Below are 14643 nucleotides of genomic sequence, written 5' to 3' on the forward strand. Positions count from 1 at the left end.
GCCACCCGACAAACCCGCAACTCAGAACGTCTCCCAGTTATCCCCGGAAACCGTAGCCGCTGGGCGCAATGGCACACCCTTCGCCACTGGCGCAGACGCTACCGCACGCCCCGCCGTTGCACCGTTAAGTCGAAACGCCCCGACAGCCTCGGTCAGACGCGCACCCTGTTCTTCCAGTGATGCCGCGGCCGCTGAGGCTTCTTCCACCAGCGAGGCGTTTTGCTGGGTGACTTTATCCATCTCAGAAATGGCCTGGCTCACCTGGACAATACCACGGCTCTGCTCGTCGGACGCGGCAGCAATTTCCAGCATGATATCGGTGACGCGCTTCACCGCCTCGACGATTTCATTCATGGTGTTCCCCGCCGCGACCACTTCACCCGACCCCTGGTCAATCAGGGTCACCGACTCGTTGATCAGGCTTTCAATCTCTTTCGCGGCGTTGGCGCTGCGGCTTGCCAGCGTGCGCACTTCACTCGCCACCACTGCAAAGCCTCGTCCCTGCTCGCCTGCGCGCGCCGCTTCGACGGCAGCGTTCAGCGCCAGAATGTTGGTCTGGAAGGCAATGCTGTTAATCACGGCGGTAATTTCTGAAATTTTCTTCGAACTGGTCGAGATATTGCCCATCGTTTTCACCACGCCGGACACCATCTGGCCGCCGCGGCTGGCTTTACCGGAGGCATCTTCCGCCAGTTTGCTGGCATGATGGGCGTTATCGGCGTTCTGTTTCACCGTTGCGGTCAACTGCTCCATGCTGGCGGCGGTCTGCTCAATCGCGGCTGCCTGCTGTTCGGTACGAGAAGAGAGGTCGGTATTTCCCGCAGAGATCTCGCTGGTGCCGCGATAAATCTCTTCAGCCCCCTGGCGCACGGTGCCTACGGTGGTCACCAGCGAATGCTGCATGGTTTGCAGATCCCGCGTCAGGCGACCGATTTCGCTCCGGCTTGTCGGATCGTCCGGCATGGTTAAATCACCTTTCGCGATATTCTCAATGCGGGTGGCTGCACGCTGAAGCGGGTTAATCACCGTCCGGCGCAGCACCACAAAGGTCATGGCCGTTAACACCAGCGCCAGCGCAAACGCGCCGACCATAAACATCAGCCCTAGCTGTGTACGGGTGTGGGCCTGAGCGGTTAGCGCGCTGGCACGATCGGTACGGATTTTGATGGCCTTCAGCAGGACGGCGTTGTAGGCGTCATCCAGTGGACGCGCGGTTTCGTTTTCATGATTGATGATCGCCTCAAACATGCCGTTTTTGGCAAATTTGACCATCGGCTGCAGCCCCGCAATATAGGCGTCGTAGCGTGCTTTCAGCTCAGCATCCAGCGCTTCGTCCGCAGAGGTGCGCACGGCGCGATTCATATAGGCGGTAAAGCTTGACTGCGATTGCTTGATGCGCGTTTCCGCCTCGCTGATGTTTTGCTTCATCGCCTCCATTTCCGCGATACGGCTGGCCGCACCGGCATGGATCATATTGATTCGCGCGGTACGTAAATGGTTGGAGCTGTTCGAAAGCCCCATACGCACCTGAATTTCTGCTGTGACATCCTGCTGATCGGTATCAGCCTGCAACAGGAAATACCCCGCCAGACCTGCGCTCAAGGCAAACAGAAGAATAATGCCACCGAGAATGGAGGAAAACAGCGGAACCAGCCTGATGTGATGCAAGAAGCCCAGCTTGCGCTGCGCCTGCATCGAAGTTGTGTTGTCCATGACCGTCGACTCTCTTATAGGTAAGATGCGTAAAAACACGCCTGTTAGATAGTCATCGGCACGGCAGGGATTTAGATTACGGCTAAAAACGCCGCACTGGTCACACTTTAGAGAAGATTATTAAAGAAACGCCAGCGGCGAAAAACCGCTGGCAGAAGAGTTACTTGTCGCCGAAATGAATGACGGTACGAATGGATTTACCTTCATGCATCAGATCGAAAGCTTCGTTGATCTGCTCCAGCGGTAAACGGTGCGTAATGAACGGATCCAGCTGAATTTTGCCGACCATCGCATCTTCAACCATTCCCGGCAGCTGGGTACGCCCTTTCACGCCGCCAAACGCCGAACCGCGCCATACGCGACCGGTCACCAGCTGGAATGGACGCGTTTTGATCTCCTGACCCGCACCCGCCACGCCGATGATGATGCTTTCGCCCCAGCCTTTGTGGCAGCACTCCAGCGCGGAACGCATGACGTTCACGTTGCCGATACACTCGAAGCTAAAATCAACGCCGCCGTCGGTGAGCTCAACAATCACGTCCTGCACCGGCTTTTCGTGATCTTTCGGGTTCACAAAATCGGTCGCGCCCATTTCACCCGCCAGCTTGAATTTCTCCGGGTTGGTGTCGACAGCAATGATACGGCCTGCTTTCGCCTGCACCGCGCCCTGGATCACCGCCAGACCAATCCCACCGAGACCGAACACCGCAACGGTATCGCCTTCTTTCACTTTCGCCGTATTGTGTACCGCACCGATACCGGTGGTCACGCCGCAGCCCAGCAGGCAGACTTTATCCAGCGGCGCCTGCGGGTTGACCTTCGCCAGTGAAATTTCCGCACAGACGGTGTACTCGCTAAACGTGCTGGTGCCCATGTAGTGATAAATCGGCTCGCCGTTGTAGGAGAAACGCGTAGTACCGTCCGGCATCAGGCCTTTGCCCTGGGTGGCGCGAACGGCCTGACAGAGATTGGTTTTGCCAGATTTACAGAACTTACACTCGCCGCATTCTGCGGTGTAGAGAGGAATAACATGATCGCCCGGCTTCAGGCTGGTCACGCCCTCACCTACTTCAACCACGATACCGCCACCTTCGTGGCCAAGCACTGCCGGGAAAACGCCTTCCGGATCGTCACCGGACAGCGTAAACGCATCGGTATGGCACACGCCGGTATGGGTGATTTTGATCAGCACTTCGCCTTTTTTTGGCGGTGCAACGTCGATTTCAACGATTTTTAGCGGCTGGCCTGGACCAAATGCGACGGCTGCGCGTGATTTCATAATGACTTCCCTTATGTGATGTCTGTGGGTTTATTTTAGATAAGAGCGCAGCAAATGGCCGACTTCCGCCATCCGAACTGCCCGCTGATCCGGGGTTGTCTCCCCCGTCACCAGCTCATCTTTGAGGTGAATTTCGACCATTTCGCCCATCAGGCCATTGGCAGCGCCGCGCACGGCGGCGATTTGCTGCAAAATGGCAAGGCAGGGATCGCCCGTTTCCAGCGCACGTTCCAGGGCATCAACCTGGCCCCGAATGCGACGGACGCGCGTGAGAATGCGTTTTTTATCTTCGGATGAATGCGGCATACGCCCTCCGTTAAGATACTATAGGGGGGTATGGTATTTTACTTGTCTGAGGATGTAAACCTCCCAATTCATGTTGCAACAACAGCAGCGCATCAACTGCATCTCATAAACCAAGCAAATAAAATCAATCAAGAGATAACAAACTGAAATGGTTGATTTTTTAATGACATTATTTGTCTAACAAAATAAAAAACCTCGTTGTTTAGTGACGCTTTCATATACAACAGGACTTAACATATGGCATGGAACAAACACGCAGCGGCTTCGTTCAGCACGCCCTGCTTACAAGATTTACAGGGAAAACTAATGCGTCACGTTCTTTTGATGTGCCTGTTGCTGACGGGCTGTGCAACACAGATGATTACGCCGGAAAAACGTACACATGATTTTTATACGTTCTACCTCATGGCTTTCGTCACAGACAGCAAAGAAGATAATCTCGATTCACTAAAAATGCGTGACTATATTGCGCAAGACACGCTCTCCCGACTGCAGAAAATATCCTCTCTCTATGAGCAGGAAATTATCGGTACCGACTATTTTACCTATACGCAGGACTTTGCGGCGGAGTGGATCCCTGACCTAAGCGTAAGCAATGCGATTACCTATGCGTCCGGAAAAGTTGTTAACGTTCAGCTGGGTGTGGGTAATGAGCGGAAACTGCAGCTAAAAGTGTATCTGCGTACAGAAGATGGTAAATGGAAAATTTATCGCGTAACTGACGTGAGCCATCATTTCGAACAGTATATTTTTGACGACAAGGCGATTGCTGCCGCACAACGATATGCGGCCGGTATTACCTCTCCATAATTAGCAAGTTCGGTCAGGATTCTGGCGTTTAGCGGCCAGCCTGCGCCAGCGTTTGCAGCGCCTCCTTAAGCCAACGGGTCGCGCCCCGCTGGCCGCTGCGTTTATGCGAGTAAATTTTTACGTCAAACGTGCGTATCGAAAACGGTAAAGGAAAAATCCTCAGGTCCGCTGCCGCAGCCAGCTTCTCAGCGGCAAAACGGGGGATCGCCATCAGCAGGTCGCTTTCCGCAACGATAAAGGGCGCGCTGAGCATCGACGGCGTTTTGATCGCGATTTGTCGGGTATAGCCCAATTGCTCAAGCCGCACGTCCAGAACGCCCTGCTTCTCATTCCATGGCGTCACCACCAGGTGTCGTGCTGCGAGATAATCCTCCAGCGTCAGACGCGTCCGGCGTGCGTTGCTGATGACCACATACTCATCTTCAAACCAGTCGATCTCTTCCAGTTCCGGGTGCCGGATATCATCCTGAGTGCTGAACCCCAGCGCGAGATCCACTTCGCCCGCCAGCAGTTCCGTCAGCGCCGGGCTGTGCGGCAGATAGCGTAATTCGAAACGCAAACCCGGGGCAGAAAGCTGCAGTTTGTGCATCAGCGCCGGGAAAATGCACAGCGCGGTAAAGTCCGTAATCCCAATTTGTAGGCTTTCGGTACTGTTGGCCGGGTCAAACTCCGGCTGCGGGGTCAGCTCATGATTCAGGAACGACAATGCGGAAGCAATTGAAGGCGCAAGCTGAGTGGCATACACGCTGGGGGACATGCGATGCCCTTCCCGAAAAAATAGCGGGTCATTAAGGGTGATGCGTAAACGCGACAGCGCATGGCTCAGTGCCGAAGTACTCATCGCCAGCTCATCAGCGGCCCGCCGAACGGAACGGTGGCGGTAAATCGCGTCGAAAACGGGCAGCAGGTTTAAATCAAGGCGTCTCAGTGCCGGATGCATACTATTCATCGTTTGTTGATTTCATTGCACTTAATTCTTCGGACAATACTCCGTATGCTTAACGCCATCAATCGAAATACAGGCTAAAAAAACAGGAAAAACAATGAGCATAACCATTCGTCAGGCCCGTCCCGAAGATGCAGCGGCAATTTACGCCATGATCTACGAGCTCGCGGTGTATGAAAAAGCGCCGGAGGAAGTCGTGACCACACCAGAGGAGATCCGGGAAACGCTCTTTGGTACCGGCAGTCAAACCGAAGCGTTGATCGCGGAATATGAGGGTAAGATCGCCGGCTATGCCGTATTCTTCACCAGCTATTCTACCTGGCTAGGACGCAACGGTATTTATATGGAAGACCTGTACGTTTCCCCGGATTATCGTGGAAAAGGCGCGGGAAGAGCGCTGCTGAAACATATCGCGCAGCTCGCGGTAAAACGGCAGTGCGGCCGCCTTGAATGGAGCGTGCTGGACTGGAACCAGCCCGCCATTGATTTTTACCTGAGCATAGGCGCGCTGCCGCAGTCTGAATGGGTTCGCTATCGTCTTGACGGCGAAGCGCTGCTGAGTTTTGCCGAATAACAGCGTCTCTCTGTGCGAGTCTCACGCACAGAGATATATCCGAAAACAGCCCTGCCAGGGGCCGAAATAATCCTTTCGTCTCTCACATCGGCAAAGAGCGGCTATCCTTTAATTACTCACTAAAGGAGGTAAACATGTCTGATATCAATGCCGATAAAAACACCCAGTTCGCTGAAGACAAAGCCAAAAATAAGCTTGATGAACTGGCAGGTTCAGCGCAGCAGCAGTTTGGTGAATTCGTAGATTCACCAAAGCATCAGGTCAAAGGTGCGGCGAGAAAATATGCCGCCCAGGCCAGCGATGCCGTTTCTGACGTAACGGAATCGGTTAAGAATAATCCCCTAACCGGTCTCATTGCCGCCGGTGCTGTGGGTATTGTTCTCGGTCTGCTGCTGGGACGCAAATAATAAAGGCCCTCCGGGGCTTTATTTTCTAGCTAAACATTCTTACCATCCTGTCTAATTCCTCCTCTTTCACAGCCCGTGACAGATAATAACCCTGGAAGCTTTTCACCCCCAGCTCAACTAACTTTTCAAACTTCTCTTCACTGTCAACGCCCTCTGCGATGCAATCCGTTCCGGTCATGTCGCTATAAATTTGTATCGCTTTGATAAGATGGTAGTCATTATCATTTGCCACAAAATGTTCGACGATATCCCGGTCTAGCTTCAGCCCGTCAAAATGCACCTGCCTGACGGGGAACAGGGTGTGATGGTTGGAGAAGCAGTCGTCCAAAAATAATCTACACCCCGTGTTCCGCAGGAGACGCATGGTTTCAGGGATCCTGCTGTCCTTCATCACATCAATGCTTTCCGCGAACTCAAACACCAGCTTTTCCGCCCACTGCGGTTTGAGCAGCATGCCGGTGGCCTTCCTGGCCATATCCGGCAAGGCATTCCCGGAGGCCAGACGAGGTGGAATATTCACGGAAAAATAAAACTTCCCATTATATTTATTAATTCCACAAACGGCGGCGTGGATGACCAGCGCCGTAATCTTTAACCATATTTCATGATGTGAGATATCATTAAGGAAGCTGGCGGGCTTAACAATTTTACCGTTTTTATTCCAGCGAATAAGTATCTCAAAGCCTACCCCTTTTTTATCACGATCGGTAATGATCTGATACGCTGGAAATATTTCTCTTTTCAACAGTGCGTTATAGATATCGACTTCTTTATCGGTGAATCCTTCATTTTTATTGGGCAGGACGTCACGGCTTTCCGCTCTGAAATTGTGCGGATCGTTTAGCCATTGTCTAATCACATGTAATTTATTCACCCCTTCCTTACGGTGAGTATAAATAGTTTTATTAGACAACCCCGCCCTTTCACACTGCTCTTTTACGGACATCCCCCGGTAGAAACGTAATAAAACATCAATCTCTCTTTTTGTTAACCCTTTTATTTTCACCTGATTGGCGGATGCCATATATTGGCTGCGTAATAAGCGCGAACGGTCCTTAAGCTTTTCGCCGCGAATAGTGAGGCCGGATGCCAAATCAGCAACGCTGGATATACGAATCAATGACAATTGCTGGCTATTATTTAAAAGACTTCTCAGCGTACAATAGAGCCAGCCATCGGGGATGTCACCATACAGGGTTACGCGTCGAATAACGGGCAGCGCGTTCAGCACTGATGCCAGCCGCTTCAGGCTGGCAAGAAGTTCCACAACGCCCTTCCCAAGAAATACTGAAACACTAGCATGCTGATTTTTAACGACATCATCAAGATCTCCTTGGCGCACCTCATCTTCCTCAAAGTGAATAAGTGAGGCGTTTATCCCATACTGTTTGAGCAGCAGACAATATCCCTGAAATGTGAAACAACAGGTTGAGATGACAAATTTTTGCTCATCGCAAGCAGCATTTCTGAGAGACGTTTTTTGAGTCATAACCTGCTCCTGGGCACGAAAGCGCCAATCTCATTTTTTATAAATGCAAAAAACTGAATACACCTGGCTTGAATAATGATTTTACAGCACGCCGAGTGGTTAAGATATCGTTATCGACGCCATTAACCGGAACATTTTTGCGTTAATCACCCGCCCATTACCATGACTGTAAATATATCTTTCTTTTCAAATAACGACCGCAAACAACATTTTCTCAGGTATAATGAATATTCCGAAAAAGAAGGCTTAACACTTCATCTATCGGTTCAATAAACACGAGAAAAACGCTATGGATAATCACATCTCATCCAGGGCCTTGCTACATCGAAGGGATGTTATAAAGAACAACCCGCGATTCGGTGAGGCAGTATTAGAGCACTACACAATTAATGATACCATCTACAAAAAACAACCTTTGTTCTACAAGACTATGCTGCAGGAATCACGGTTTAACATTATTCTCTCCATGTGTTGTTTTATTTTTGGAAATCAGGCCGAGTCCGTTTCAGAGATTAAAGCGTTATGTTCACGCTATAAAATAGCCAGCCCCAACAGCGTCATTGCGATCATTACGATACTGCGAACCACCGGGCGCATCAGGACCTGGCGCTGTACGGAAGACAGGCGAAAAACAAGAATTGCCCCAACCGAAAAAGGATTGAATGAACTTAAACGCTATATGTCCGGCGCATTTATACCCGTCAGCATTCTGTATCCTGCGTTTAATATTGACGTCAATTTGCTGGACAATGATATTTTAAGAAATAATTTTTTCCGCCGCGCGGCGGAATACCTTTTTCGGGGATTAACGTTCAGGAAGGTTTTACCGGAAGTGGGGTTATTTATCGATAAAGACGGAGGCCGAATGATTATGCTATATCTTTATCTGCAGGCGGTAAAAAACAAATCAGCACACGGTGCAATTATTGATTATTCTGCCAGCACGCTCGCTAAAGAATTTTTTGTTTCACGCATTCACGTCAACCGAATTATCAAAACGGCGCAAGAGGCGGGCTATCTTAAAGATCGGGGTGATGGAAGGATGTCGATTTACCCGGCCTTTATCGAACTGGTGGAAAACTATGCCGGTTTGTATTTTGCGTATGTCACGCATTACATCAACGTGGTTCCGAAAGAACGACGCCACCTCAACAACGTGACGTCAACGGTATAATTCACATGGCGTTCGGGCTCCCGAACGCCACTATTTTATCTTTCGCGCAGCGCCTCTTTCGCCTTGTTCAGCGGCTTCAACAGATAATCCAGAATGGTTTTACTGCCGGTTTTAATATCAACAGTGGCAATCATGCCCGGAAAGACCGGAAATTCCTGACCTTGCTTATTGGTCAGATGGTTACTGTCGGTGCGAATATAAACGCGATAATAGTAGACATCCCTTTTCACCTCATCCTGCAGGGTGTCCGGCGAAATCATGGTCACTTCCCCTTCCAGCCCGCCGTAAATGGAGTAGTCATAGGCCGTAATTTTCACCAGCGCTTTCTGGCCTGGATGAATAAACGCCACATCGCGCGGGGAGATTTTCGCTTCGACCACCATCTGATCGTCCAGCGGGACCAGGCTCATCAGCTTGCCGTTCGGCGGGATAACGCCTCCCACGGTTGTCACGTCAATATCCTTCACGATCCCGCGAACCGGCGCATTGAAGGTCAGCCGGGTCAGGGAGTCCTCACGCCCTTTCATCACCGAACGCTGGGCTTCAATCTCCGCGTTGGCTTTCGCCAGCTCTTCGCGGGCGCGAACGTAATACTGGTTTTTCATCTCGGTGATTTTATTCTCAAGCTCATTTTTTTGACGCTCAAGACGTAACACCTCAACCTTGCTGGCCGCCCCCTGGGTCACCAGCGGACGGGTTAAGGACAGCTCGCGCTGCACCAGTTCGGCCCCCTGACGTAAACCGGCCAGCCCTTTTTCGAGGCTCTCACGACGGGACTGGTAGAGCGCCGTTTCCTGTTTAACCAGCTCAACGTCGTCATCCAGCTCTTCCGGGAACGCAAGTTCCGTGTCGTTCACCTCTGCCTTCAGGCGCGCTGCCGTTGCCAGCGCCGCATTCAGGCGAGATTCGCTCTCCAGCACGCTGGACTCGGTTTTTGTCCGGTCAAGCTGCGCGAGCTGCTGGCCGCGTTCAACAATATCGCCCTCGCGAACCATCAGGCTGTGGATAATCCCCCCTTCCAGGGACTGGATCACCTGCTCGTGGGAGGACGGGATCACCTTACCGTTGCCGGTCGTCACCTCATCCAGCTTGAACAGGCTCGCCCAGGCGATAAAGACCGTCAGCAGGGCAAAGAGTGACCATGCGACCAGTGACGCGCGCGGCAGGCGCGGCTCTTTCAGACGGCTGTTAAAGCGAGAGAAATCATTCATGCCACGCCCTCCGTTTTCATGGTGACGGTACGCTGTACGGCTTTCTGCGGTGCCATACCGTGCTGGTGCAGGATCGCATCGCGCGGGCCGTCCATCACCACCTTGCCGTTTTCCAGCACGATGATGCGGTCGACCAAATCCAGAATCGGCAGGCGATGCGTCGCTACCACCAGCGTCCGGCGTTTACCCAGCCATTTATGGAGATGCTGTATGAACTGCTTCTCGCTCATTTCGTCCAGCCAGGCGGTCGGTTCGTCCAGCAGCAGGATATTGGGTGAGACGATCAGCGCGCGCGCCAGCAATAGCGCCTGACGCTGTCCGCCGGAGAGGCCCGTTCCGCCCTCGTTGATGATGGTGTTCAGCCCCATTTTCTGCTTGCGCACAAACTCCAGCGCGCCGCTGTTGACCAGCGCCTGATGAATCTCGTCGTCGGTGGCCAGCGGGTTGCCCATCAGGATGTTGTCCCGCACGGAGCCAAAGAACAGTCGGGCCTGCTGGCTAAGCAGCTGCATGTCGCGACGCACGTCGGCCGGGTCCAGATGATTGAGGGCAATATCGTCGAGCAGGATGCTCCCCTGCTGCGGCTCCTGCATGCCTGCCAGAAGCTGTAACAGCGTGCTTTTACCGGAGCCATTACGCCCAAGCACCGCCACGCGCTCTCCGGCGCGGATCTGCAGCTTGCTGATGTTGAGCACGGTGAGTTTTTCTTCCTCGTCGTAATAAAACCCGACGTCCTCAAGGCTATAGTCGCCGCGCAGGTGGGCTTTGTGCACCTTCTTACCGTGCTGCGGGTCGTCAATCGGGCGCTGCATAAGGTCGTCCAGCCCCTTGCGCGCCACTTTTGCCGACTGCCAGCGCGAGAGCACGCCTGAGATCTGCGACAGCGGCGCGATAGTGCGCGATGCCAGAATCGAGGTTCCCACCAGCGCACCGGTGGTCATGTCTCCGCTGATGACCAGATAACAGCCCACCAGCAGTACCACCGCATAGACGATTGACTGGACCTCCTGCGTCCATGTGAGCAGCAGACCCGTCAGCCAGCGCTGCTTCATGCCGACGCTGGCGGCGACGTCGTTGGTGTTATTCCACTGGTTCTGGAAACGCTGTTCGGCGCGCATCAGCTTAATGTCTTCAAGGCCCTGCACCGCTTCTACCAGCGTGGCGTTACGAATGGCCGATTCGCGCATCCCTTCGCTGGAGAGTTTCCCCAGCGGGCGCTGCACCAGCAGGCCGGGAATGAGCAGCAGCGGCACGGCGAGCAGGACCACCAGCACCAGCGGCCCGCCGATCATCCACAGAATGAAGACGAACAGCAGGAAGAACGGCAGATCGGAAATGGCCGCAATGGTGGTCGAGGTGATGAGCTCGCGCACCGACTCCAGCTCGCGGATCTGCGCGATAAACGATCCGGTTGATTTGGATCGCGCGCCGTTTTTAATCCGCAGCGCGTGGGCAAACACGCGTTCTGAGATACGCAGGTCGGCGCGTTTCCCCACCACGTCAGAAATATGCACGCGCAGCATGCGCATGATGAATTCGAACAGAATGGCAATCATCACGCCGCCAAACAGCACCCACAGCGTGGCTTCCGACTGCGACGGCACCACCCTGTCGTAGACCTGCATGGAGAAGACCATGCCGGAAAGCGCCAGCACGTTAGCGACTAGCGCCACCAGCATGATGTCGCTGTAGCGTCGCCAGTCTTTCAGCGCCAGCTGCCAGAACCAGTTTTTCTCATAGGGTTTGATGTAGTCGTCCACGCGAGCATCCGGCGTGGATTCGAGCGGGCGCAACACCATCAGCCCCTTTAACCGCGCCCCGAGTTCGTCACGCGTCAGGGTCGTCTCCAGCCCCGCGTCGCCGCTAAACTGCAGGCTGACGTTGCCTTCGCTGTCCATGCGGTTAATGACCGCGATTTGTCCGCCGGTGAACTCCGCCAGCAGCGGAAGGCGCCACGGGTCGAGGGATACCGCTTCAGCCGCCACCACACGCATCCCCAGCCCAAGCTGGCGCGCCATCTCCTCCAGCACCAGCTGGCGCGGAGACTGACTTTCATGGTTAATCGTGACCCGAACGTGCTCCGCCGAAAAGTCCAGCCGATAGTGCTTCGCGATGATGAGCATGCCCTGCAGCCAGGGTTCGTACTGTGGATGTGTCTTCATAATGCTACGTCCTGTTCAGGGCGATAATTTCGCACTGAAATGATACCTTCACGGGATGATTGAGAATCGAACACTTCCTAAACGAGCCCGCAAAATAATCTTGTGAAATATAGGGTTATGGCTATTCGTGTAAAGAAACGCAAAAAGCCGCGAGGCTCGCTCCCCGCGGCGTTGTTTTACGCAATTAACAGCTGATGGTTCGCCAGCAGCGTCGCCAGATCCGTCTGCACGCCGTTCAGCGTCACCAGGGTGGTTGGCGAGAACTGGCCGCCCGTCCCGTCCAGGTCCACCTGGATCTCGGTGTTGCTGCCGTTCTGCACCACGCGGATGTAATCGCTGATATTGCCCGCGCTGCTGTCCAGCGTGGCCACGCCGTTCACGTAGCTCGCCGAACCCGTGCCGGTATAGCCGCTGCCGGAGAGCAGATCGCGCAGGTCGATACGATCCGTGTCCGCGGTCCCTTCCCAGGTGCCGACCGTAAAGCCGTTCACCACGTCGTGACCGTTACCGCCCGTGGCGTCAGACGCGTTGATCAGCTTGTAGAGCAACGTATCGTGACCGCCGCTGCCGATGTTGAAGGTGTCGTTCCCGCCGCGGCCTTCGAACTGGTTATCACCGCTGTTGCCGGTAATGACGTCGTCGAAGTTCGAGCCGTTAATTCCCTCAATGTTGAGCAGTCGTGTCGTACCGAACCCGGTGTCCTGTGCGGTAGAGAGGCGCAGGTCAACGGTCACGCCGGAGGTCGCATTGCGATAATCCACCACGTCCATCCCGCCGGTGTTGCTCCAGGTGTCGTAGTCGGAATGGGTATTCCAGCCGCCGGAACCGTTGTAGGTATAGGTGCCATCCTCTGCGATAAAGGTGTCGTTATACCCGGTCCCGGTAAGGGTCCCGCTGTGGCCGCCGGTGGCGGCTTCGGCCGTCAGAACGTAGCCCTCTTTGCCGTTACCCGCTTCCAGACCGCTCCAGGTGACGTTATCCGACACACCGTTGGTGATCTTCAGGATCTCAGCCGAATAGGTTTCATTCGGATCCAGCCCGTAGAAGCTCACCAGCGCAGAGGTATCGTTCGAGCCAATACCGGACTGGGCGTTGATGATCTGCGACGCCACCAGTACGCCCGCGGCGTTGTACAGATTGACCGTGTTGCCGTAGTAGGCGTTGATGCCCTCGCTATCGACAATGTGCAGATGCATCGCGGTGCCGTCAGCAATGGTTTTGCTGTTTTGCACCAGCACTACCTTGCCGTTCTGCTGCGACACCAGCAGATCCTGCGCGCCGTCCCAGTTGTAGTCCACTGCCGCCACGCCGGTGACGTTCGCCAGGCCCGAAACCAGCTGGCTTGAGGTCCAGGTGGAGCCGTAACCGTTGTTGGTGAACAGGGTCGCCGTCTGCGAGCCGCCGTAGGTGCTGAGCTTGATGATGTCCATCTGCCCGTCGCCGTTCCAGTCCACCGCCACCGACAGATACCCCGCCGTGGCGTTAGAGGCTTCCACCGCGCTCTTGGTAGCAGAAAGCGTCCCGGTACCGTCGTTGTAGTAGATCACCCCGCCGTTGTTGTTGTAGCTGCTGCCCAGGTACAGATCCATGTAGCCATCGCCGTTGAAGTCCGCCCACGTCATGGATGCTGCCGTGGTGGTGTTCGCGGCGTTAACCACAAACACGTTGGTCAGGTTCTGGCCGATAGAGAGCGTGCCGTTGCCGTTGTTGTTGATCACGGTTAACGAGTACGCGCCGCTGCGGTTGGTGTGCTGAACCACATCCACGGTGCCGTCATTGTTAATATCGACGCCGGAGATCTCACGCATGGTGGTGAATTGTCCCCAGAATCCCGCGCCGCCGTAGGTACCGTCAGGCGAAAGTACCCCATTGTTATTGATCAGATACGTGATGGAGTCAGCACCGGCATCGCCGTACGCCAGATCCAGATAGCCATCCCCGGTTTTATCGTAGGCAATGACGCCGCCGTACCAGATGGTGGTCCCCATCGCCAGCTGGCTGGCGTTATAGGTGCTGCCATCATAGGTCCACATCACCTGCGTAGAGCCAGCGTAGGTATTTTCCGTCGCGAAGATATCCTGCGTGCCGTTACGGTCAAAGTCAGCGGCGGTCTGGCTCACCGCGTAGTAGCCGCGGGTGTTGGTCAGCGTATTTCCGGCATAGGTCGAGCTATCGCTGCTGGAGTAAGACTGACCGTTAGCAATGATGTTCCACAGACCGCTGCTGTTCATGCCGAGGGTCATGGTGGAGTTGTTGCTGTTCCCTGCCGTGGTCGCCCAGTCGGTATTCACCGAGGTGGTATCTATCACCAGGCTGCCTGTCGCCGTACCGGTGGTATTGCCGTTACCCGCACTGCTCTTCACCTGCGCCGTCACGCTGTAGCTCGACACGCTCAGCGCATCACCGTCCGGGATCTGCAGATACCAGGTGTTGTGATCCGGGTCGATCACCACCGCGCCGCCGGTTTGGGAGGTGTAGGTTTTACCGTTCACCGTCACCACCAGGTATTCACCGTTCACCAGGTCAGCGGAGACGGTCCCGCTGACGATCGGCGTGGTGTCCGACGTGGTCT

General features: G+C 54.4%; 12 protein-coding genes. 4 read left to right on the forward strand and 8 right to left on the reverse strand.

What is annotated here, in order from left to right; all coding sequences use genetic code 11:
- Positions 1–21: 21 nt before the first annotated feature.
- From AC2T6E_RS02480 to AC2T6E_RS02490, 3 genes are all read right to left on the reverse strand, one after another.
- On the reverse strand, positions 22–1713 hold the full coding sequence (locus tag AC2T6E_RS02480) for a methyl-accepting chemotaxis protein (protein ID WP_042715441.1): 1692 nt from the start codon (positions 1711–1713) through the stop codon (positions 22–24).
- A gap of 160 nt (positions 1714–1873) precedes the next feature.
- A complete protein-coding gene (locus AC2T6E_RS02485) occupies positions 1874–2992 on the reverse strand; it encodes an S-(hydroxymethyl)glutathione dehydrogenase/class III alcohol dehydrogenase (RefSeq protein WP_010430994.1) in 1119 nt (372 codons plus the stop codon).
- 30 nt (positions 2993–3022) lie between these two features.
- Positions 3023–3298 carry a metal/formaldehyde-sensitive transcriptional repressor gene (locus tag AC2T6E_RS02490; protein ID WP_486690432.1) on the reverse strand — a complete coding sequence of 92 codons (276 nt, stop codon included), beginning with the start codon at positions 3296–3298 and terminating at the stop codon, positions 3023–3025.
- Positions 3299–3535: 237 nt separating this feature from the next.
- Between AC2T6E_RS02490 and AC2T6E_RS02495 the strand changes: the two genes are divergently transcribed.
- Complete coding sequence (locus AC2T6E_RS02495) at positions 3536–4108, forward strand: YqhG/Tai3 family protein (RefSeq protein WP_486690434.1); 573 nt, start codon at positions 3536–3538, stop codon at positions 4106–4108.
- 28 nt (positions 4109–4136) lie between these two features.
- Here the strand turns inward: AC2T6E_RS02495 and AC2T6E_RS02500 are convergent, their stop codons facing one another.
- A complete protein-coding gene (locus AC2T6E_RS02500; RefSeq protein WP_486690436.1) occupies positions 4137–5057 on the reverse strand; it encodes a LysR family transcriptional regulator in 921 nt (306 codons plus the stop codon).
- Between the two features lie 94 nt (positions 5058–5151).
- Between AC2T6E_RS02500 and AC2T6E_RS02505 the strand changes: the two genes are divergently transcribed.
- A complete protein-coding gene (locus AC2T6E_RS02505; protein ID WP_089601340.1) occupies positions 5152–5628 on the forward strand; it encodes a GNAT family N-acetyltransferase in 477 nt (158 codons plus the stop codon).
- A gap of 134 nt (positions 5629–5762) precedes the next feature.
- The gene (locus AC2T6E_RS02510) at positions 5763–6035 is read left to right on the forward strand and encodes an ElaB/YgaM/YqjD family protein (protein WP_316466138.1); all 273 of its coding nucleotides are present in this window, start codon (positions 5763–5765) and stop codon (positions 6033–6035) included.
- A 25-nt stretch (positions 6036–6060) separates the two neighbouring features.
- Here AC2T6E_RS02510 and AC2T6E_RS02515 read toward each other — a convergent pair whose 3' ends face one another.
- Positions 6061–7524, reverse strand: coding sequence for an EAL domain-containing protein (locus tag AC2T6E_RS02515; RefSeq protein ID WP_325842470.1), 1464 nt, complete (start codon positions 7522–7524; stop codon positions 6061–6063).
- A gap of 289 nt (positions 7525–7813) precedes the next feature.
- Between AC2T6E_RS02515 and AC2T6E_RS02520 the strand changes: the two genes are divergently transcribed.
- Positions 7814–8698: a MarR family transcriptional regulator gene (locus tag AC2T6E_RS02520; protein WP_486690439.1), complete on the forward strand. Its 885-nt coding sequence runs from the start codon at positions 7814–7816 to the stop codon at positions 8696–8698.
- A 35-nt stretch (positions 8699–8733) separates the two neighbouring features.
- Here the strand turns inward: AC2T6E_RS02520 and AC2T6E_RS02525 are convergent, their stop codons facing one another.
- The 3 genes from AC2T6E_RS02525 to AC2T6E_RS02535 all read right to left on the reverse strand — a co-directional run bounded on the left by AC2T6E_RS02525 (position 8734) and on the right by AC2T6E_RS02535 (position 14314).
- Positions 8734–9909, reverse strand: coding sequence for an HlyD family type I secretion periplasmic adaptor subunit (locus tag AC2T6E_RS02525; RefSeq protein ID WP_108417513.1), 1176 nt, complete (start codon positions 9907–9909; stop codon positions 8734–8736).
- Positions 9906–12071, reverse strand: coding sequence for a type I secretion system permease/ATPase (locus tag AC2T6E_RS02530; RefSeq protein ID WP_108417514.1), 2166 nt, complete (start codon positions 12069–12071; stop codon positions 9906–9908). Before AC2T6E_RS02530 ends, AC2T6E_RS02525 begins: the two co-directional genes overlap by 4 nt.
- A 176-nt stretch (positions 12072–12247) precedes the next feature.
- Positions 12248–14314 (reverse strand): FG-GAP repeat domain-containing protein, encoded by a 2067-nt coding sequence (locus tag AC2T6E_RS02535; protein ID WP_486691184.1) that lies wholly within the window; start codon positions 14312–14314, stop codon positions 12248–12250.
- Positions 14315–14643 lie beyond the last annotated feature (329 nt).

Source organism: Enterobacter sp. B79-1 (assembly GCF_057444735.1).

What these genes read in the sequence shown, in the direction of transcription:
- AC2T6E_RS02480 (WP_042715441.1), bottom strand. Translation starts at nt 1,713, where the DNA reads ATGGACAACACAACTTCGATGCAGGCGCAGCGCAAGCTGGGCTTCTTG.
- AC2T6E_RS02485 (WP_010430994.1), bottom strand. Translation starts at nt 2,992, where the DNA reads ATGAAATCACGCGCAGCCGTCGCATTTGGTCCAGGCCAGCCGCTAAAA.
- AC2T6E_RS02490 (WP_486690432.1), bottom strand. Translation starts at nt 3,298, where the DNA reads ATGCCGCATTCATCCGAAGATAAAAAACGCATTCTCACGCGCGTCCGT.
- AC2T6E_RS02495 (WP_486690434.1), top strand. Translation starts at nt 3,536, where the DNA reads ATGGCATGGAACAAACACGCAGCGGCTTCGTTCAGCACGCCCTGCTTA.
- AC2T6E_RS02500 (WP_486690436.1), bottom strand. Translation starts at nt 5,057, where the DNA reads ATGAATAGTATGCATCCGGCACTGAGACGCCTTGATTTAAACCTGCTG.
- AC2T6E_RS02505 (WP_089601340.1), top strand. Translation starts at nt 5,152, where the DNA reads ATGAGCATAACCATTCGTCAGGCCCGTCCCGAAGATGCAGCGGCAATT.
- AC2T6E_RS02510 (WP_316466138.1), top strand. Translation starts at nt 5,763, where the DNA reads ATGTCTGATATCAATGCCGATAAAAACACCCAGTTCGCTGAAGACAAA.
- AC2T6E_RS02515 (WP_325842470.1), bottom strand. Translation starts at nt 7,524, where the DNA reads ATGACTCAAAAAACGTCTCTCAGAAATGCTGCTTGCGATGAGCAAAAA.
- AC2T6E_RS02520 (WP_486690439.1), top strand. Translation starts at nt 7,814, where the DNA reads ATGGATAATCACATCTCATCCAGGGCCTTGCTACATCGAAGGGATGTT.
- AC2T6E_RS02525 (WP_108417513.1), bottom strand. Translation starts at nt 9,909, where the DNA reads ATGAATGATTTCTCTCGCTTTAACAGCCGTCTGAAAGAGCCGCGCCTG.
- AC2T6E_RS02530 (WP_108417514.1), bottom strand. Translation starts at nt 12,071, where the DNA reads ATGAAGACACATCCACAGTACGAACCCTGGCTGCAGGGCATGCTCATC.
- AC2T6E_RS02535 (WP_486691184.1), bottom strand. Translation starts at nt 14,314, where the DNA reads ATGACCCTCGGCATGAACAGCAGCGGTCTGTGGAACATCATTGCTAAC.